The 16058-nt window shown below is 43.7% G+C and carries 13 protein-coding genes; all 13 read left to right on the top strand.

The genetic code is table 11. From position 1 onward, the window contains the following. The first annotated feature begins 8 nt into the window (after positions 1-8). The 13 genes from mraY (at position 9) to mutT (ending at position 15922) form a co-directional block, all read left to right on the top strand. Positions 9-1091, top strand: coding sequence for a phospho-N-acetylmuramoyl-pentapeptide-transferase (mraY, locus tag AC0VYI_RS14830; RefSeq protein WP_199474696.1), 1083 nt, complete (start codon positions 9-11; stop codon positions 1089-1091). 12 nt (positions 1092-1103) lie between these two features. Continuing rightward, a complete protein-coding gene (murD, locus tag AC0VYI_RS14825; protein ID WP_475443815.1) occupies positions 1104-2453 on the top strand; it encodes a UDP-N-acetylmuramoyl-L-alanine--D-glutamate ligase in 1350 nt (449 codons plus the stop codon). Beyond that, positions 2450-3667, top strand: a complete 1218-nt coding sequence (ftsW, locus tag AC0VYI_RS14820; protein WP_475443813.1) for a putative lipid II flippase FtsW — start codon at positions 2450-2452, stop codon at positions 3665-3667. The genes murD and ftsW overlap by 4 nt, the downstream gene beginning before the upstream one ends. Continuing rightward, positions 3660-4730, top strand: a complete 1071-nt coding sequence (gene murG / locus AC0VYI_RS14815) for an undecaprenyldiphospho-muramoylpentapeptide beta-N-acetylglucosaminyltransferase (RefSeq protein WP_475443811.1) — start codon at positions 3660-3662, stop codon at positions 4728-4730. The genes ftsW and murG overlap by 8 nt, the downstream gene beginning before the upstream one ends. Further along, positions 4727-6151, top strand: coding sequence for a UDP-N-acetylmuramate--L-alanine ligase (gene murC, locus AC0VYI_RS14810; protein ID WP_475443810.1), 1425 nt, complete (start codon positions 4727-4729; stop codon positions 6149-6151). Before murG ends, murC begins: the two co-directional genes overlap by 4 nt. A 4-nt stretch (positions 6152-6155) precedes the next feature. Further along, positions 6156-7109, top strand: a complete 954-nt coding sequence (locus tag AC0VYI_RS14805; protein WP_475443808.1) for a D-alanine--D-alanine ligase — start codon at positions 6156-6158, stop codon at positions 7107-7109. Between the two features lie 3 nt (positions 7110-7112). Beyond that, positions 7113-7790 carry a cell division protein FtsQ/DivIB gene (locus AC0VYI_RS14800; RefSeq protein ID WP_199474702.1) on the top strand — a complete coding sequence of 226 codons (678 nt, stop codon included), beginning with the start codon at positions 7113-7115 and terminating at the stop codon, positions 7788-7790. Between the two features lie 76 nt (positions 7791-7866). Then, the gene (ftsA, locus tag AC0VYI_RS14795) at positions 7867-9141 is read left to right on the top strand and encodes a cell division protein FtsA (protein ID WP_199474703.1); all 1275 of its coding nucleotides are present in this window, start codon (positions 7867-7869) and stop codon (positions 9139-9141) included. 39 nt (positions 9142-9180) lie between these two features. Next, complete coding sequence (gene ftsZ, locus AC0VYI_RS14790) at positions 9181-10422, top strand: cell division protein FtsZ (RefSeq protein ID WP_475443805.1); 1242 nt, start codon at positions 9181-9183, stop codon at positions 10420-10422. A gap of 120 nt (positions 10423-10542) precedes the next feature. Further along, positions 10543-11460 carry a UDP-3-O-acyl-N-acetylglucosamine deacetylase gene (gene lpxC / locus AC0VYI_RS14785; protein ID WP_199474705.1) on the top strand — a complete coding sequence of 306 codons (918 nt, stop codon included), beginning with the start codon at positions 10543-10545 and terminating at the stop codon, positions 11458-11460. 143 nt (positions 11461-11603) lie between these two features. Next, the gene (gene secA / locus AC0VYI_RS14780; RefSeq protein WP_475443803.1) at positions 11604-14306 is read left to right on the top strand and encodes a preprotein translocase subunit SecA; all 2703 of its coding nucleotides are present in this window, start codon (positions 11604-11606) and stop codon (positions 14304-14306) included. A gap of 15 nt (positions 14307-14321) precedes the next feature. Then, positions 14322-15542, top strand: coding sequence for a bifunctional glutamate N-acetyltransferase/amino-acid acetyltransferase ArgJ (gene argJ / locus AC0VYI_RS14775; protein ID WP_475443801.1), 1221 nt, complete (start codon positions 14322-14324; stop codon positions 15540-15542). Further along, positions 15542-15922 carry an 8-oxo-dGTP diphosphatase MutT gene (gene mutT / locus AC0VYI_RS14770; protein ID WP_475443799.1) on the top strand — a complete coding sequence of 127 codons (381 nt, stop codon included), beginning with the start codon at positions 15542-15544 and terminating at the stop codon, positions 15920-15922. The genes argJ and mutT overlap by 1 nt, the downstream gene beginning before the upstream one ends. Positions 15923-16058: the final 136 nt, after the last annotated feature.

Below are 16058 nucleotides of genomic sequence, written 5' to 3'. Positions count from 1 at the left end.
ATCCTCTCATGCTACTCTTGTTAACTGACTACTTGAGCAAATACCATACTTTTTTCTCTGTATTTAATTACTTATCTCTGCGCGCTATTTTGGGAGTTTTGACCGCATTAGTTATTTCTTTATTAATTGGTAATAGAGTGATTTCGTTATTGCAGCGTTTGCAAATAGGTCAAGCAGTGCGCAGTGATGGCCCACAGTCTCACTTAAGTAAGGCAGGCACACCAACCATGGGTGGGGCTTTAATTATTTTTTCTATTAGTGTCAGCACTTTGTTGTGGGGTGACTTGCGTAACCATTATGTTTGGTTAGTGTTGATAGTTATGCTGGCATTTGGTGTTGTCGGGTGGGTGGATGATTATCGTAAAGTGGTGGAAAAAAACTCGAAAGGTCTACCCGCACGCTGGAAATATTTTTGGCAGAGTCTGATTGCCATTGGTGCGGCTTGCTATTTGTATTCCATTGCGACAACACCTGCTGAAACCTCGCTATTGATTCCCATTTTTAAAAACTTAGCTTTACCCTTGGGCATATTCTTTGTCGTTTTAACGTACTTTGTAATTGTCGGTACCAGTAATGCCGTCAATTTGACGGATGGTTTGGATGGTTTAGCGATTGTTCCAACAATCTTAGTTGGGGCGGCTCTAGGTGTGTTTGCGTATCTTACGGGTAATGTGAAATTTGCTGATTACCTGCTGATTCCTTATGTGCATGGTTCTGGAGAGTTGTTGGTTTTTTGTTCTGCTATGGTTGGAGCAGGGCTTGGTTTCTTGTGGTTCAACACCTATCCGGCTCAAGTTTTTATGGGGGATGTTGGCTCCTTGGCTTTGGGAGCTGCTTTGGGCACGATTGCCGTGGTGGTTCGCCAAGAGTTGGTATTGTTCATTATGGGCGGTGTGTTTGTCATGGAAACCGTGTCGGTGATTTTGCAAGTGGCTTCTTATAAATTGACTAAACGACGCATTTTTAGAATGGCACCGATTCATCATCATTTTGAATTAAAAGGATGGGCAGAACCAAAAGTAATTGTGCGTTTTTGGATTATTACGGTTTGTCTTGTCTTAATTGGTTTGGCCACACTAAAAGTTCGTTGATAAGGAGCTGATATGTCGTTAATTGGGTCGGATCGAGTCAGAGCGGTCGTTGGTTTAGGAACGACAGGGCTGTCTTGTGTGCGTTTTTTGGCGAGCCAAAACATCGACTTTTACATAGTGGATTCTCGAGAGAATCCACCCGGGCTTGAGCAAGCCAAGTCATTATGTCCTTCTGAGCGAATTTTTACAGGTAGCTTGTCTGTGTTGGAAACATTGCCTGTGACAGAGCTGTATGTGAGTCCTGGTATTTCATTAAAGACCCCTGTTTTGGCTTCATTAGCGCAAAAAGGGGTAGTAATGCGTGGTGATATTGACCTGTTTTGTGATTACGCCAATGCGCCTTATGTGGCCATTACGGGTTCAAATGCAAAGAGTACGGTGACAACGCTGGTCGCTTTGCTGTTGGAGGCTTGTGGTAAAAAAGCCGTTGCAGGTGGCAACCTTGGTACACCGGCTTTGGATTTGTTGAGCGCTGGAGTGGATTTTTATGTACTTGAGTTATCAAGTTTTCAGCTTGAAACTACACCTGCATTAAAGGCGGATTTGGCCTGTATTCTGAATGTGTCTGAAGATCATATGGATCGCTATGATGATTTATATGAATACCAACGAGCGAAGCAACGAGTTTATCGCGGATGCAAGGCGGCGGTTTGTAATAAGCAGGATATTCTGACTGCGCCATTATTAGCGGAAGGGGTGCCTGTACGTGCATTTACCACTAAAAGCCCAGATTTAAAAGAATATGGTATGTTGCCCGACGATAATGGGGCTTGGCTCTGCAAAGGCGTTCAGCGTTTGTATCATACCTCCGATATTGCGCTGCAAGGTTCTCATAATCATGCCAATGTTTTAGCTGCGCTAGCCATGATTGAGCTATTAGGGCTGGATGTTCTGGACCAAAGAATTGCTGAGACATTAAAAACTTTTCGTGGCTTACCTCATCGCTGCGAAAATGTCAGGGTGTATCAAGGTGTTACCTATATTAACGATTCTAAGGGGACTAATGTCGGGGCGACATTAGCTGCACTACAAGGTTTGGGGCGTGCTTCACAAAAAAATATTTTGTTGATTGCTGGTGGAGAAGGCAAAGGGGCGGATTTTTCTCCTTTGGCAAGCCCTGTTGCTGAATTTGTTCGTAAAACATATTTATTTGGTAAGGATGCTCAGGCTATCGCTAATGCCTTATTGGAAACGTCTGAATATGCTTTTTTTAGTACCTTAGATGAAATTGTTGAGACGGTTCAGCTGGAGGCACAAGAAGGTGATATTGTTCTGCTTTCTCCAGCCTGTGCCAGTTTGGACATGTATAAAAACTATGAAGTTCGTGGTGAGCATTTTGCCCGCTTGGTTAGAGCATTATGAATCTGCTAGGCTTCTTTGATCGAGTTTCTTGGCGTGAGTTTAGCCAAGTGGATTCCATTTTTATCGCTTCTGTTGTGTCTTTGTTGGCGCTGGGAATTGTGATGGTATCCAGTGCCTCTATTTCCATATCGGTTGATCAGCATAACGATTATACCTTTTTTATGTGGCGCCAGATTCTATATTTAGGAATGGGATTGACGTTAGGTTGGGTGATGTTGTCGCTGCCAACGGATCAGTTGCAAAAATGGGGCATACTGCTCATGGCCATTTCACTGGTATTACTGATTATGGTGTTGTTGCCAGGGATCGGTAAAACGGTAAATGGTAGTCGTCGTTGGATTAATTTGGTGGTGTTTAATTTGCAGGCCTCGGAAGTTGCAAAGGTCTGTATGGTTGTCTATGTATCTGGTTATCTGGTGCGTCGAGCTGAACGGGTGCGTAGTGGTTGGGTAGGTTTCTTCCTGCCTTTATGTTTATGTAGTATTTTCCTGCTTTTTTTATTGTTTGAACCCGATTTCGGTGCTTCTGTAGTGCTTCTTGGGACGGTAATGGCCCTGTTGTTTCTCGGAGGAGCGCCTCTTTATCAGTTTCTGTTGTTGTTGGCGGGAGCGGTTTTGATGCTTGGGGTGGTGGCAATATCAGAAAGCTATCGTATGAAGCGGTTAATGAATTTTATTGACCCATGGGCGGATCCATTTAATGAAGGTTATCAGTTAAGCCAGGCGTTAATTGCTTATGGTCGGGGTGAGTGGTTTGGCCTTGGTTTGGGAAATAGTGTACAGAAACTCTCCTATTTGCCAGAAGCCCATACGGACTTCGTTTTTTCTATTTGGGTAGAAGAAACGGGGTTGATTGGCGGAATTGTTTTGATTTTGTTATTTGGGGTAATGGTAAGTCGTGCTTTCAAAATAGGTAATAAAGCGATGGCTCTATCACGCCCATTTGCGGGTTATGTCTGTTTTGGTTTTTCTATTCTAATTTTGGCTCAGGTAATTATTAACATCGGTGTGAATACTGGTTTTTTACCAACGAAAGGTTTAACGCTGCCTTTAATAAGTTATGGGGGCAGTAGCTTAATTATTACTCTGGCCAGTTTGTTTGTTATTGCGCGGGTGGATATTGAAAATAAGCGTATAGAGTCTGGGCAAGCAGAACAAAAAACACAAACTGCAAAACAAAACAAATCAACCAATATTGAGGCGAGTGATGACTGACATCAAACGTGTTGTCATTATGGCCGGTGGTACAGGTGGACATATTTACCCCGCACTGGCTTGTGCGCAACAATTTAAAGAAAAAGGCCTTGAGGTTTTTTGGTTAGGTTCTAAAGGTGGCATGGAAGAAACCTTGGTTCCCCAGCACGATATTGCGATTCATACTGTTTCCATTAAAGGGGTGAGAGGCAAGGGCGTTTTTGGGCTATTGGCGGCGCCTTTTCGGGTTTTGCATGCGATTGGTCAGGCATTTGCTTTTTTACAAAAAGAGAAACCCTCTGTTGTGTTGGGAATGGGGGGGTTTGTTGCTGGGCCTGGTGGGGTGGCTGCAAAGCTATTGAGGATTCCTTTAGTGATTCATGAACAGAATGCTGTAGCGGGAACCACGAATAAGTTGCTTGCGAAAGTGGCTAATGTTAGTTTGCAGGCGTTTGATGGGGCGTTGCCTCAGGGGATCAGTGTTGGTAATCCTGTGCGTGCTGATATTTTGAAGCAAGATGTTCGTGCCCCGCGTGATAAACTGGCTCGGCCATTAAAGCTTTTAGTTGTTGGGGGCAGTTTAGGGGCAAAAGCCATTAACGATATTATGCCAGAAGTGCTGTCGAAATGGCCTTTTTCCCAGCGCCTAGATGTATGGCATCAGACTGGAAAGCGGAACTTTGATGATGTTTCAGCGCTTTACAAAAAGGCGAATGTTTCCGCTCGTGTAGAGGCCTATTTAGATAGCATGAATCAGGCCTATTACTGGGCCGATATTGTGCTTTGTCGAGCAGGGGCAATGACGGTAAGTGAATTAGCGGTGGCGGGGTTACCTTCTATTTTAGTGCCATATCCTCATGCCATTGATGACCATCAGACAGCAAACGCGCGTCATTTAGAGCGTGTTGGGGCGGCGTTTTTGTTGCCGCAACCTGAGTTAACCAGTGACAAGGTGATTGAGCTATTAGCTCCCTTGTTAGAGAACGAATCCACATTAGTAGAAATGGGAGAGCAGGCCAAAAAAGTTGCTCATCCTAATGCGACTCATGATGTAGTTGCAAATTGTTTAAGGTTAATAAAATGATAGGAAACAAGTTTCAATACGATATCCCCACAATGCGACGCATTCAAAATATTCATTTTGTCGGTATTGGTGGTGTCGGTATGTGTGGCATTGCAGAAGTGTTACATAATCAAGGGTATCGAGTGTCAGGCTCTGACTTAAAGTCCTCTGCAGTGACTGATCGTTTGGCTGAATTGGGTATTAGCATCCATATTGGTCACCAAGAGAGCAATGTGCACGATGCACATGTCATTGTTGTGTCGACAGCCATTAATTTGCAAAACCCTGAAATCCAGTGGGGAAAAGAAAATCGTATTCCTATCGTTCGCCGGGCCGAGATGTTGGCCGAGTTAATGCGTTACCGTCATGGTATTGCCATTGCCGGAACTCATGGGAAAACAACCACGACCAGTTTAATGGCATCTGTATTGGCGGCGACAGGCGAGGCTCCCACATTTGTCATTGGTGGCCGTTTGACGAGTGCGGGAGCGAATGCGCAATTAGGCAGTAGTGCCTACTTGGTGGCGGAAGCCGATGAAAGTGACGCTTCGTTTCTGCATTTGCAGCCTCAGACAGTGATTATCACTAATATTGATGAAGATCACATGGATACTTACCAAGGTGATTTTGAAAAGGTAAAACAAACCTTTGTTGAGTTTGTTCATAACTTACCTTTTTATGGTTTGGCTGTAGTGTGTGTGGATGATGCGAATGTCAGAGAAATATTGCCCTCATTGAGTCGTCCGGTACTGACTTATGGTATTGATGCCGAAGCGGACTTCTATGCGACAGATATTGTACAAACAGGCCGTTTTTGTGAGTTTTTGGCGCACTGTCCTGATCAAGAGCAACCACTAAAAATACGTTTGCCTATGCCAGGACGTCATAATGTACTTAATGCGTTGGCAACCATTGCAGTGGCTTCTGATCTCGGTGTGGACCCAGCGGCTATTCAATCGGGCTTGATGGGCTTTGAGGGGGTAGGTCGCCGTTTCCAAGAGCAGACGCCGTTGGTACTAGAAGATGGTTCGCAAGTCATGTTTGTTGATGATTATGGTCACCACCCAAGTGAAGTGGAAGCGACAATTAAGGCAATTCGAGCGGGTTGGCCTGAGAAGCGATTAGTCATGGTGTACCAGCCACACCGTTTTTCAAGGACTCGTGATTTGTACGAAGATTTTGTGAGAGTTTTGTCACAAGTGGATGTCCTTCTGTTGTTGGATGTGTACCCAGCAGGTGAGACGCCTATTAATGGCGCCGACAGCCGCTCTTTGTGTGGCAGTATTCGTCAGCGAGGTACCGTTGATCCTATTCATGTGGCTAATACGTCTGACTTACGTTCGATATTGTCTAATGTGCTAAAAAATGGCGACTTGATGATTACCCAAGGGGCAGGTGATATTGGGTTGATTTCAAAAGCATTAGCGAGTAGTGGGATTTAGTTCTATGTCTAGGTTATTAGAAGAGGCGACCATTGCTGTCATTTATGGTGGTCGTTCTGCTGAGCGTGAAGTGTCTTTGCAAAGTGGGCCTCTTGTAGCGAATGGTTTGCAAGAAAAAGGCTATCGAGTGGTAACGCTTGATTTATACGGTCCAGAAGGGGTGCTTAACCCTATACAACAATTGCAAGAAACACATTTCGATTTGGCATTTATTGCGCTTCATGGTGGCGAAGGTGAAGATGGTCATGTACAGGCTTTATTGGATATGCTCGGTAAGCCTTATACAGGGAGTGCGCCTTTGGCATGCGGATTGGCGATGGATAAAGTAATGACGAAACGCTTTTGGCAGGGAATTGGTTTGGCAACACCTGCGTATTTATCGTTTGAATATGAAGCAGATGTTGCACTTATAGAAAAAGAATTGTCTTACCCTATGATTATTAAACCATCGAGAGAAGGTTCGACTTTCGGGATTAATAAAGCCAATAATCGGCAGCAGTTAGAAGTGGCTTTGCAAAATGCCCTTGAATTTGATTCTGATATTTTAGTCGAAGAGTTTATCCACGGCCCTGAGTTTACGGTAAGTATTATTGATGATGTGGCCTATCCTGCTATTGGGCTCAAAGCGTCTTCTAGTCATGAATTATATGATTATGAGGCCAAATATATTGCAGATGATACGGAGTATTTGTTGCCATGTGGTTTAAGTGAAGATGATGAAAATGAACTGCAAAATCTAGCCTTAGAAGCTTACCAATCTCTTGGTTGTCGTGGCTGGGGGCGTGTTGATGTGATGCGTGACGAAACGGGTAAATTTTGGGTGTTGGAAGTAAATACCTCACCAGGAATGACTACCCATAGTTTAGTGCCTATGGCAGCGGCGTATGTGGGGCTTGATTATGCCTCATTAGTTGAAAAAATTGCACAAAATGCTTGGTTGCAATATGGGTGTAATTAAGGGATGAGAATAGCTGCGCTTATTGGTGCTATTTTATTAATTGCGATAGCCGTTTTTCAGGGTAAAGAATCACCGAAAAATTGGTTTGCTATTCATGCTATTGAGATTAAAGGGCAGCTAAAATATAGCTCTCGTGATCAATTACAAAAAGATTACGCTAGTTTACTAGGAAAAAGCTTGCTAACGACTTCTATTTCGCAGATAAAAGCAGTGACTTTGTCACCGCAGTGGGTGCAAAGCGTCGAGGTTCGTAAAGTTTGGCCAAATACCTTGCAGGTAGTTGTACATGAGCACGAGCCCCTAGCATACTGGAATAATGGGCAAGTCATTACCACAGGAGCGGTGATTATATCGCCTAAAAGTATCCCTAATTTGCCGCTTCCTAAATTATTAGGGCCGGAAGATTCGAGCGATGTGGTATTAGAGCAATTTGGTTTGATTAGTCAGGTATTATCTTTAACCTCATTGCGTATAGATAGTTTGCAATTAAAGCCACGTGGGGCGTGGGTAATCATTTTTAAAAATGGAATTAAGGTAAAACTGGGCCGAGAAGATATTTTAGAGAGATTACAACGCTTTATAGCGGTGTATAAAACGGATTTATCGGGTAGAATAGACCAGATTAGTTCTGTGGATGCAAGATATCCTCATGGTGTTGCAGTTGCTTGGAAAAAACAATGAAAACTTGGCCTGTTTGTTGCTTTTTTGAGCAATGGACGGAAATGGTGATAACAGCCTTAAGTGCTGGGAAGGTTAAATGATAGTCGGTTTAGATGTAGGCACATCAAAAGTTATTTGTTTAGTCGGGGAAGTTCTGGCTGACGGTAGTTTGGAAATTGTCGGTATTGGCTCTCACAGCGCGAAGGGAATGAAGCGCGGTGTAGTTATAAACATAGAATCGACTGTTCAGTCTATCCAGCGTGCCGTTGAAGAAGCTGAGTTAATGGCAGGATGCAATATTCATTCTGTGTATGTGAGTGTTGCGGGTAGTCATGTTAGAAGTTTGAACTCCCATGGCATTGTGGCCGTGAAAAATGGCGAAGTTCAGCAAGAAGACATCGATCGCGTGATCGATGCGGCGCAAGCAGTGCCGATTTCCTCTGATCAGCGTGTATTGCATATTCTACCTCAGGAATATCACATCGATTCTCAAGAAGGAATTAAAGATCCTCTGGGGATGTCTGGTGTTCGCTTAGAGGCTAATGTGCATATGATTTCCGGTGCAGCGAATGCGGTAATGAACGTAGAAAAGTGTATCAAGCGTTGTGGTCTTGGTGTGGATGGTGTGATTTTATCGCAACTAGCTTCTAGTGATTCTTCATTGAGCGAAGATGAAAAGGAGCTTGGTGTTTGCTTGGTCGACATTGGAGCTGGCACATCGGATATTGCTGTCTGGTTGGATGGTGCGCTGCATCATACGGCAGTTGTGCCAGTCGCTGGTGATCAGGTGACAAATGATATTTCCATGGCGTTAAGAACGCCGACGCAGCACGCTGAAGACATTAAAATAAAATATGCTTGCGCTATGTCGTCTATGGCGAGCGGTGATCAAGCAATTCAGGTTCCAAGTGTGGGAGATCGTCAACCCAGAACGATCTCTCGCCATGCCCTTGCCGAAGTAGTTGAAGCAAGATATGAAGAAATTTATAGCTTGATTCAAGATGAGTTAAGGCGCAGTGGTTATGCAGAGAGAATCCCTGCAGGCATTGTAATTACTGGTGGTACGTCTCTTATGGAGGGGGCGGCTGAGTTGGCTGAAAAGGTATTTGATATGCCAGTTCGTCTTTCAGTGCCAGATTGTATTAAAGGAATGTCAGACATTGTCGATAACCCTATATATTCAACGAGTGTTGGATTATTGGCTTATGGAAGCAAAGAGGCTGAGATGACTGAGCCATCTGCGCAGACTATGTCTAAGACGCAAAATAAACGAGATTTATCTGTATTGGCGGCAAAAAAAGAAGCTAGGTCTTCCTTCAGTCCAACGAAGGTATGGCACAATTTAAAGCACTGGTTTCAGAGCTATATGTAGTCAATAAGGGTATTGAATTAATAAAGGAGCGATAAGCCCATGAACGTCTTTGATTTAGCCGATGATAATGTATCCGATAACGCTGTTATTAAGGTTGTCGGTGTTGGTGGCGGCGGTGGTAACGCTGTTCGTCACATGCTTGAGAGTCAATTAGAAGGGGTAGAGTTTATCTGCGCCAATACAGACTCCAAAGCCTTGATTGGTTTTGATACGGGTGTGTCTCTGCAACTAGGCTCAACAATAACAAAAGGATTAGGCGCAGGCGCGAATCCTTCTGTTGGCAGAGATTCTGCGTTAGAAGATCAAGAAAAAATTACACAATTGCTAACGGGTGCCGATATGGTATTTATCACCGCTGGAATGGGTGGTGGTACTGGGACTGGAGCTGCACCCGTTATTGCTAAGGTTGCACGTGAATTAGGCATATTGACTGTGGCAGTGGTGACTAAGCCATTTCCATTTGAAGGTAAGCGCCGCGCAAAAGTAGCAGAAGAAGGTGTTAAAGAATTACGAGATAATGTCGATTCATTAATAACAGTGCCAAATGAGAGATTGTTGCCAGTGTTAGGTAAAAATATTTCTCTGCTTAAGGCCTTTGGTGAAGCGAACAATGTTTTGTTTAACGCTGTGCAGGGTATTACCGACCTTATCATGCGTCCAGGCTTGATCAATGTCGACTTTGCTGATGTTAGAACGGTGATGTCTGAAATGGGCATGGCCATGATGGGGACAGGGTCTGCGTCGGGAGATGATAGAGCGAGAGTGGCAGCAGAAGCTGCTATCCACAATCCGCTTTTAGAAGACATTAACTTGCGTGGTGCTCGTGGAGTGCTTGTCAACATTACGGCTAACGAGGAAGTTGGCTTGTCAGAGTTCACCGAGGTTGGTGGCATTATTGAAGAATATGCATCTGAAGATGCAACGGTTGTTATTGGCTGTGCGATTGATCCAAGTGTGGGTGATGAAATGCGAGTGACAGTCGTTGCGACTGGCTTAGAAGGGCGGATTAGCGCTGAAGAAGTACAAAGCGCAGTAGGTGATTCGATTGTTTCTCAGCCAGAAAAGGTAAAGGTTGAATCGGTAGCTGAAGAGAAGGTTTCAGCTCAGCCTGCTGCTTCGCCTAAGCCAGTATTAACGCCTTCTGCGGTTAAGAAGGATGATGGGGTTGAGAAAAGCTCAGAAGTGGATAAAGGGGAGTTAAATGGCTCTTCATCCTCTTCTAATAGCGATAAATTATCGTATTTGGACATCCCCGCTTTTTTGCGTCGACAAGCTGATTAATTAATTTGTTTAATTTGCGAAAAAAAGAAGCAATGTTTAAGCGGCGAATTGTATAAAAATTACGATATTGATATTATTTCTCAATTGAAATATATCTTGTCATTAAAGTGTAGGAATCTAATGGTACGTCAACACACATTAAAAAACATTATTCGAGCTACAGGGGTGGGGCTTCACTCTGGTGAGAAAGTGTATTTGACATTAAAACCTGCTCCTGTCAATACAGGCATCGTTTTTGTTCGCACAGACTTAGAGCCTGCGGTCGAAATACATGGCGATGCGCGAGCGGTCGGTTCAACAAACTTTGCTACGGCTTTATGTAAGGGTGATGTGACGATTAGTACCGTAGAGCATCTACTTTCTGCAATGGCAGGGTTGGGAGTGGATAATGCCTATGTTGAAGTCAGTGCGAGTGAAATTCCACTGATGGATGGTAGTGCGAGCCCTTTTGTGTTTTTGCTGCAATCTGCGGGCTTGGAAGCACAAAATGCTCCTAAGAAATTTATTCGCATTAAAAAGCCTATTCGTGTTGAGGATGGTGATAAATACGCCACTCTTGAGCCGTATTCAGGTTTTCGTTTGTCATTTACTATTGATTTTCAACATCCAGCAATTGGTGAGGATGTTCAACATACATCTTTTGATTTCTCTGCAACGACGTTTGTTAAGGAAATCAGCCGTGCCCGTACGTTTGGTTTTATGAAGGATCTTGAATACTTCAAAAACAACAATCTTGCACGTGGTGCCAACATGGAAAATGCCATCGTATTAGATGATTACCGTGTATTGAACGATGAAGGTCTGCGGTATCGAGATGAGCTAGTTCGTCATAAGGTGCTGGATGCGATTGGTGACTTGTATTTGTTGGGTCACAGCCTGATCGGTGAATATAAAGCCTTTAAATCTGGTCATGCGCTTAATAATAAATTATTGCTTGCTCTTCTTGAGCATCAAGAGGCGTGGGAATACGTTGTCTTCGAAAATGAGGCGCAAGAAAATCCTATCTCTTTCGTTGATCCCGCTCTAGTGGGTGCTTAAAATTTAAGCGAATTTTCCTCCTACACAAAAAAGCCAGACACTTTGTCTGGCTTTTTTGTGTTTAGGTCATTGATAATTCATGTTTTGTCCCACATTAAAGTGATAGAATCTTTTCATTACTAATTGGCTGCGATGTATTCAAGATGTTAGGAAGCGTAATTAAGAAAGTCATCGGTACAAAGAATGACCGAGAAGTTAAGCGATTTAAAAAAATAGTCATACAAATTAATAGACTTGAAGAATCTTTTACTAACCTGTCAGACAGTGATTTATCAAGTAAAACGAATGAATTTAGAGAGCGAGTTAGCAAGGGTGAATCTTTAGACTCTATCCTGCCCGAGGCATTTGCGGTAGTTAGGGAAGCTAGTAAGCGAATTATGGGAATGAGGCACTTTGATGTGCAGCTTATTGGCGGTATGGTGATACACGAAGGGAAAATCGCGGAGATGCGTACAGGGGAAGGTAAAACCCTTGTTGCGACCTTAGCTGTCTATTTGAATGCGATTTCCTCTAAGGGTGTTCATGTTGTCACGGTCAACGATTACTTGGCTAAGCGTGATGCGAACTGGATGCGCCCTCTTTATGAATATTTAGATATGAGTGTGGGGGTGGTTTTCTCAGGGCAAGATAAAGAAGAAAAACGCTCCGCTTATTTATGTGATATCACCTACGGTACGAATAACGAATTTGGTTTTGATTATCTTCGTGACAATATGGTGTTTCGTTTTGAGGACCGAGTACAGAGAGATTTAAATTTTGCCGTGGTGGATGAAGTTGACTCCATCTTGATCGATGAGGCGCGTACGCCATTGATCATTTCTGGTTCAGTAGAAGACAGCTCAGAGCAGTATCGTAAAATTAATTACTTACCCCCTCTACTGTCCCGTCATGAAGTGAAAGAAGGTGAGTCGCCTGAGGATATCGTTGGTCATTATATTTTTGACGAATCTCAAAAAAGCATTGAGTTGACAGAAGAAGGTCACCATTTTGTTGAGACATGGTTGGTAGAGCAGGGGATGCTGAATGAAGGGGAAAGTCTGTATTCCGCTAGTAATCTTTCATTATTGCATCATGTTCATGCCTGTTTGAAGGCGCATGTTATTTTCCATAAGAATATCGACTACGTTGTTCAAGGCGATGAAGTGGTTATCGTTGATGAACATACTGGTCGTACTATGCAGGGACGACGCTGGTCAGAAGGTATCCATCAGGCTGTTGAGGCAAAAGAAGGGGTGACTATTCAAGCAGAAAGTCAAACCTTGGCATCGACTACTTTCCAGAACTATTTCCGCTTGTATGAAAAGCTGTCTGGTATGACGGGGACGGCGGATACAGAAGCTTTTGAGTTTCAACAGATTTATGACTTGCCCGTTGTGGTTATTCCAACTAACCGTCCAGTGCAGCGTAAAGACTTTAATGATTTGATCTATATGTCAACTCAGGACAAGTTTGAAGCCATCGTGACTGATATTGTTGATAATGTAGAGCGTGGAAGACCTGTTTTGGTTGGTACGGCTTCTATCGAATATTCTGAGCTTTTATCTGATTACCTAAACAAGCAAAACATTCCTCATAATGTATTGAACGCCAAGCAGCATGAGCGTGAGGCCCAAATTATTGCTGAAGCAGGTCGTCCAGGTGCTGTGACCATTGCCACGAATATGGCCGGTCGTGGTACGGATATTGTTCTGGGGGGGAATGTTCAGGTTGAGATTGATCAACTTGGAGAAAATGCGTCTCAAGAAGAAATCGATGCTCTCAAGGCTGAGTGGAAAGAGCGTCACGAAGCTGTATTAGCCGCTGGTGGCTTGCATATTATCGGTACAGAGCGACATGAGTCGCGCCGTATTGATAACCAGTTGCGTGGTCGTGCGGGTCGTCAAGGGGATGTAGGGTCGTCGCGCTTCTATTTGTCGCTTGAAGACAGTCTAATGCGTATTTTCATGTCTGATCGCATCAAGAAAATGATGGTGGCATTAGGGATGGAAAAAGGTGAAGCGATTGAGCATAAGATGGTATCCAATGCTATTGAAAAAGCACAGCGCAAGGTAGAAGGTCGTAACTTCGATATTCGCAAGCAATTGTTAGAATATGATGATGTGGCCAACGATCAGCGTCAGGTTATTTATCGTCAGCGCTTTGATATGATGGTGTCTGAAGATCTTTCCGAAGCGATTATTGCGATGCGTGAAGATGTTGTTACTAGTCTGATTGATGAGTTTATTCCACCGCAGAGTATCTATGATCAATGGGATCTGACGGGGCTTGAAGAGAAGATACGCAATGAGTTTGGTTTGGAAATCCCTGTTGTTAAATGGGTGGAAGAGGATAGTAAGCTTTTCGAAGAACCATTGCGTCAGAAGATTTTGGATGCGTTTGTTGCTGATTATGTGAATAAAGAAAACATTGTTGGTGGTGAGCCACTAAGATCCTTTGAAAAACAAGTGTTATTGCAAGTACTGGATACCTTGTGGAAAGAACATTTGCAGACAATGGATATGTTACGTCAAGGGATTCATTTGCGAGGTTATGCTCAAAAAAATCCTAAGCAAGAATATAAACGTGAGGCATTTGAATTGTTCCAAGGGTTGATGGAGCAGATTAAGTATGAAGTGATTCAGATTGTTTCTCGTGTTCAGGTTCAAACCCCTGAAGAAGTAGAAAAAATAGAAGAAGAGCGTCGCGCCTTAGAGGCAAAAACGCATTTAAGTATGAACCATGAAGAGATGTCGTCTCTTGATGATGGTCGCTCTACGGCTCAAAATTATCCTAAAGTGGGTCGCAATGAGCCTTGTCCATGCGGTTCTGGTAAAAAATACAAACAGTGTCACGGTCGTCTGGTTTAAATAAGGAAAAGCTAAATGGCAGTTGGGTTGAAAGGTTTCCCGAATATCCCTGAAATTGATGGGGTAAAAATAGGTGTTGCTGAAGCGGGTATAAAAAGACCAAACAAAAAAGACGTTGTGGTTTTTGAACTCTGTGAGGGGGCGTCTGTTGCGGGCGTTTTCACGCAAAACGTTTTTTGCGCTGCGCCAGTTCGTTTGTGTCAGAAACATTTGGCGCTAGCGGATGCGCGTTATTTGTTAATCAATACAGGTAATGCTAACGCGGGAACTGGTAAGCTTGGTGTGGAGAATTCTTTAGAAACTTGCCGAGTGTTGGCTGAGCAGGTAGGTGTTCCTGTTGAGGCTATCCTGCCTTTTTCTACGGGAGTGATTGGGGAGCCTTTGCCGGTTGATAAAATTGTTGCAGCAATTCCATCGGCATTGGGTAATCTTTCGGCTGACAACTGGCAATCTGCTGGTGTTGGTATTATGACGACAGATACCTTGCCAAAAGGTGCTTTTCGTACTTTTGAATTTGAAGGTCAGACTTTCACGATTGGTGGTATTTCCAAAGGGGCAGGGATGATTCGCCCCAATATGGCGACCATGTTAGGTTATGTTTTTAGTGATATTGCCATTGAAAAGTCTGTTCTTCACGCTGTTTTAAAAGAGGCGGTTAACAAAAGCTTTAACCGAATTACTATTGATGGTGATACGTCTACTAATGACTCTTGTATTGCTGTGGCAACAGGTAAGGCAGGTAACGAAGCAATCACTTCTCTTGATTCTCCTCTTGCTCAGGCTTTTGTGTCGGCCTTTACTGCCGTAATGCAGGAGTTGGCTCATGCTATTGTGCGTGATGGCGAGGGCGCAACGAAGTTTGTGACGGTTGAGGTGGTTGGTGCTGATAAGGTATCTGATGCGACGAAAACAGCATTTGAAGTAGCGCATTCCCCGCTGGTAAAAACAGCTCTCTTTGCGTCTGACCCTAATTGGGGGCGTATTTTGGCGGTTGTAGGTCGTGCGGGAGTTGAGGGATTGGATGTTGATAAAGTCCAACTGCACATCAACGGCTTCGAAATTGTTCGTGATGGTGGTCGGTCACCCGGTTATTTGGAAGAGCATGGTCAGGAGGCCATGGCTCCAGAGGAGATTCATATTGTAATTGACCTTGGGGCTGGCGATGCTTCTGATACAGTGTGGACAACGGATTTCTCCCATGAATACGTGACTATTAATGCGGAGTACCGTACCTAATGTTGGTTCGGGTTGCGGCAGGGATTATTCTGCGTGAAGGTCGGGTATTTATTGCTCTGCGCTCTTCTGATAAACATCAAGGTGGTTTATGGGAGTTCCCGGGTGGTAAATGCGAAGAAGGTGAAGTTTCCCTTTCTGCACTGGCAAGAGAGTTAAATGAAGAGTGTGGTATTGAAACGCTTGATGCCTCACATTTTCAGACTGTTGCGCACGATTATGGCGATAAACAAGTTGAGTTGGTGTTTTTTGTCGTGAAGAAATTTAATGGTGAACCACATGGACGAGAAGGGCAAGAAGTGCGTTGGGTTCCATTAGCGGACTTGGCGAATTATGCCTTTCCTGAAGCCAATCAAGTTATCGTCGATCGCTTACTTAAATAAAGAGACGCATTAATTGTTTAAAAAAGGCATCATAAATTTTATGGTGCCTTTTTATTGGCCTAATGAATGGTTTGTCTGGATTGATGTGGCAAAAAAGCGACCTTTTTAATTTCGTTTTAAAGGTCACTTAATTATG

The organism is Marinomonas sp. 63XJN7_9_ISO-PGPR-S23-217, from assembly GCF_056173515.1.
Note: the sequence above shows the minus strand (reverse complement) of the source record. Positions and strands in the feature narration are given on the sequence as shown.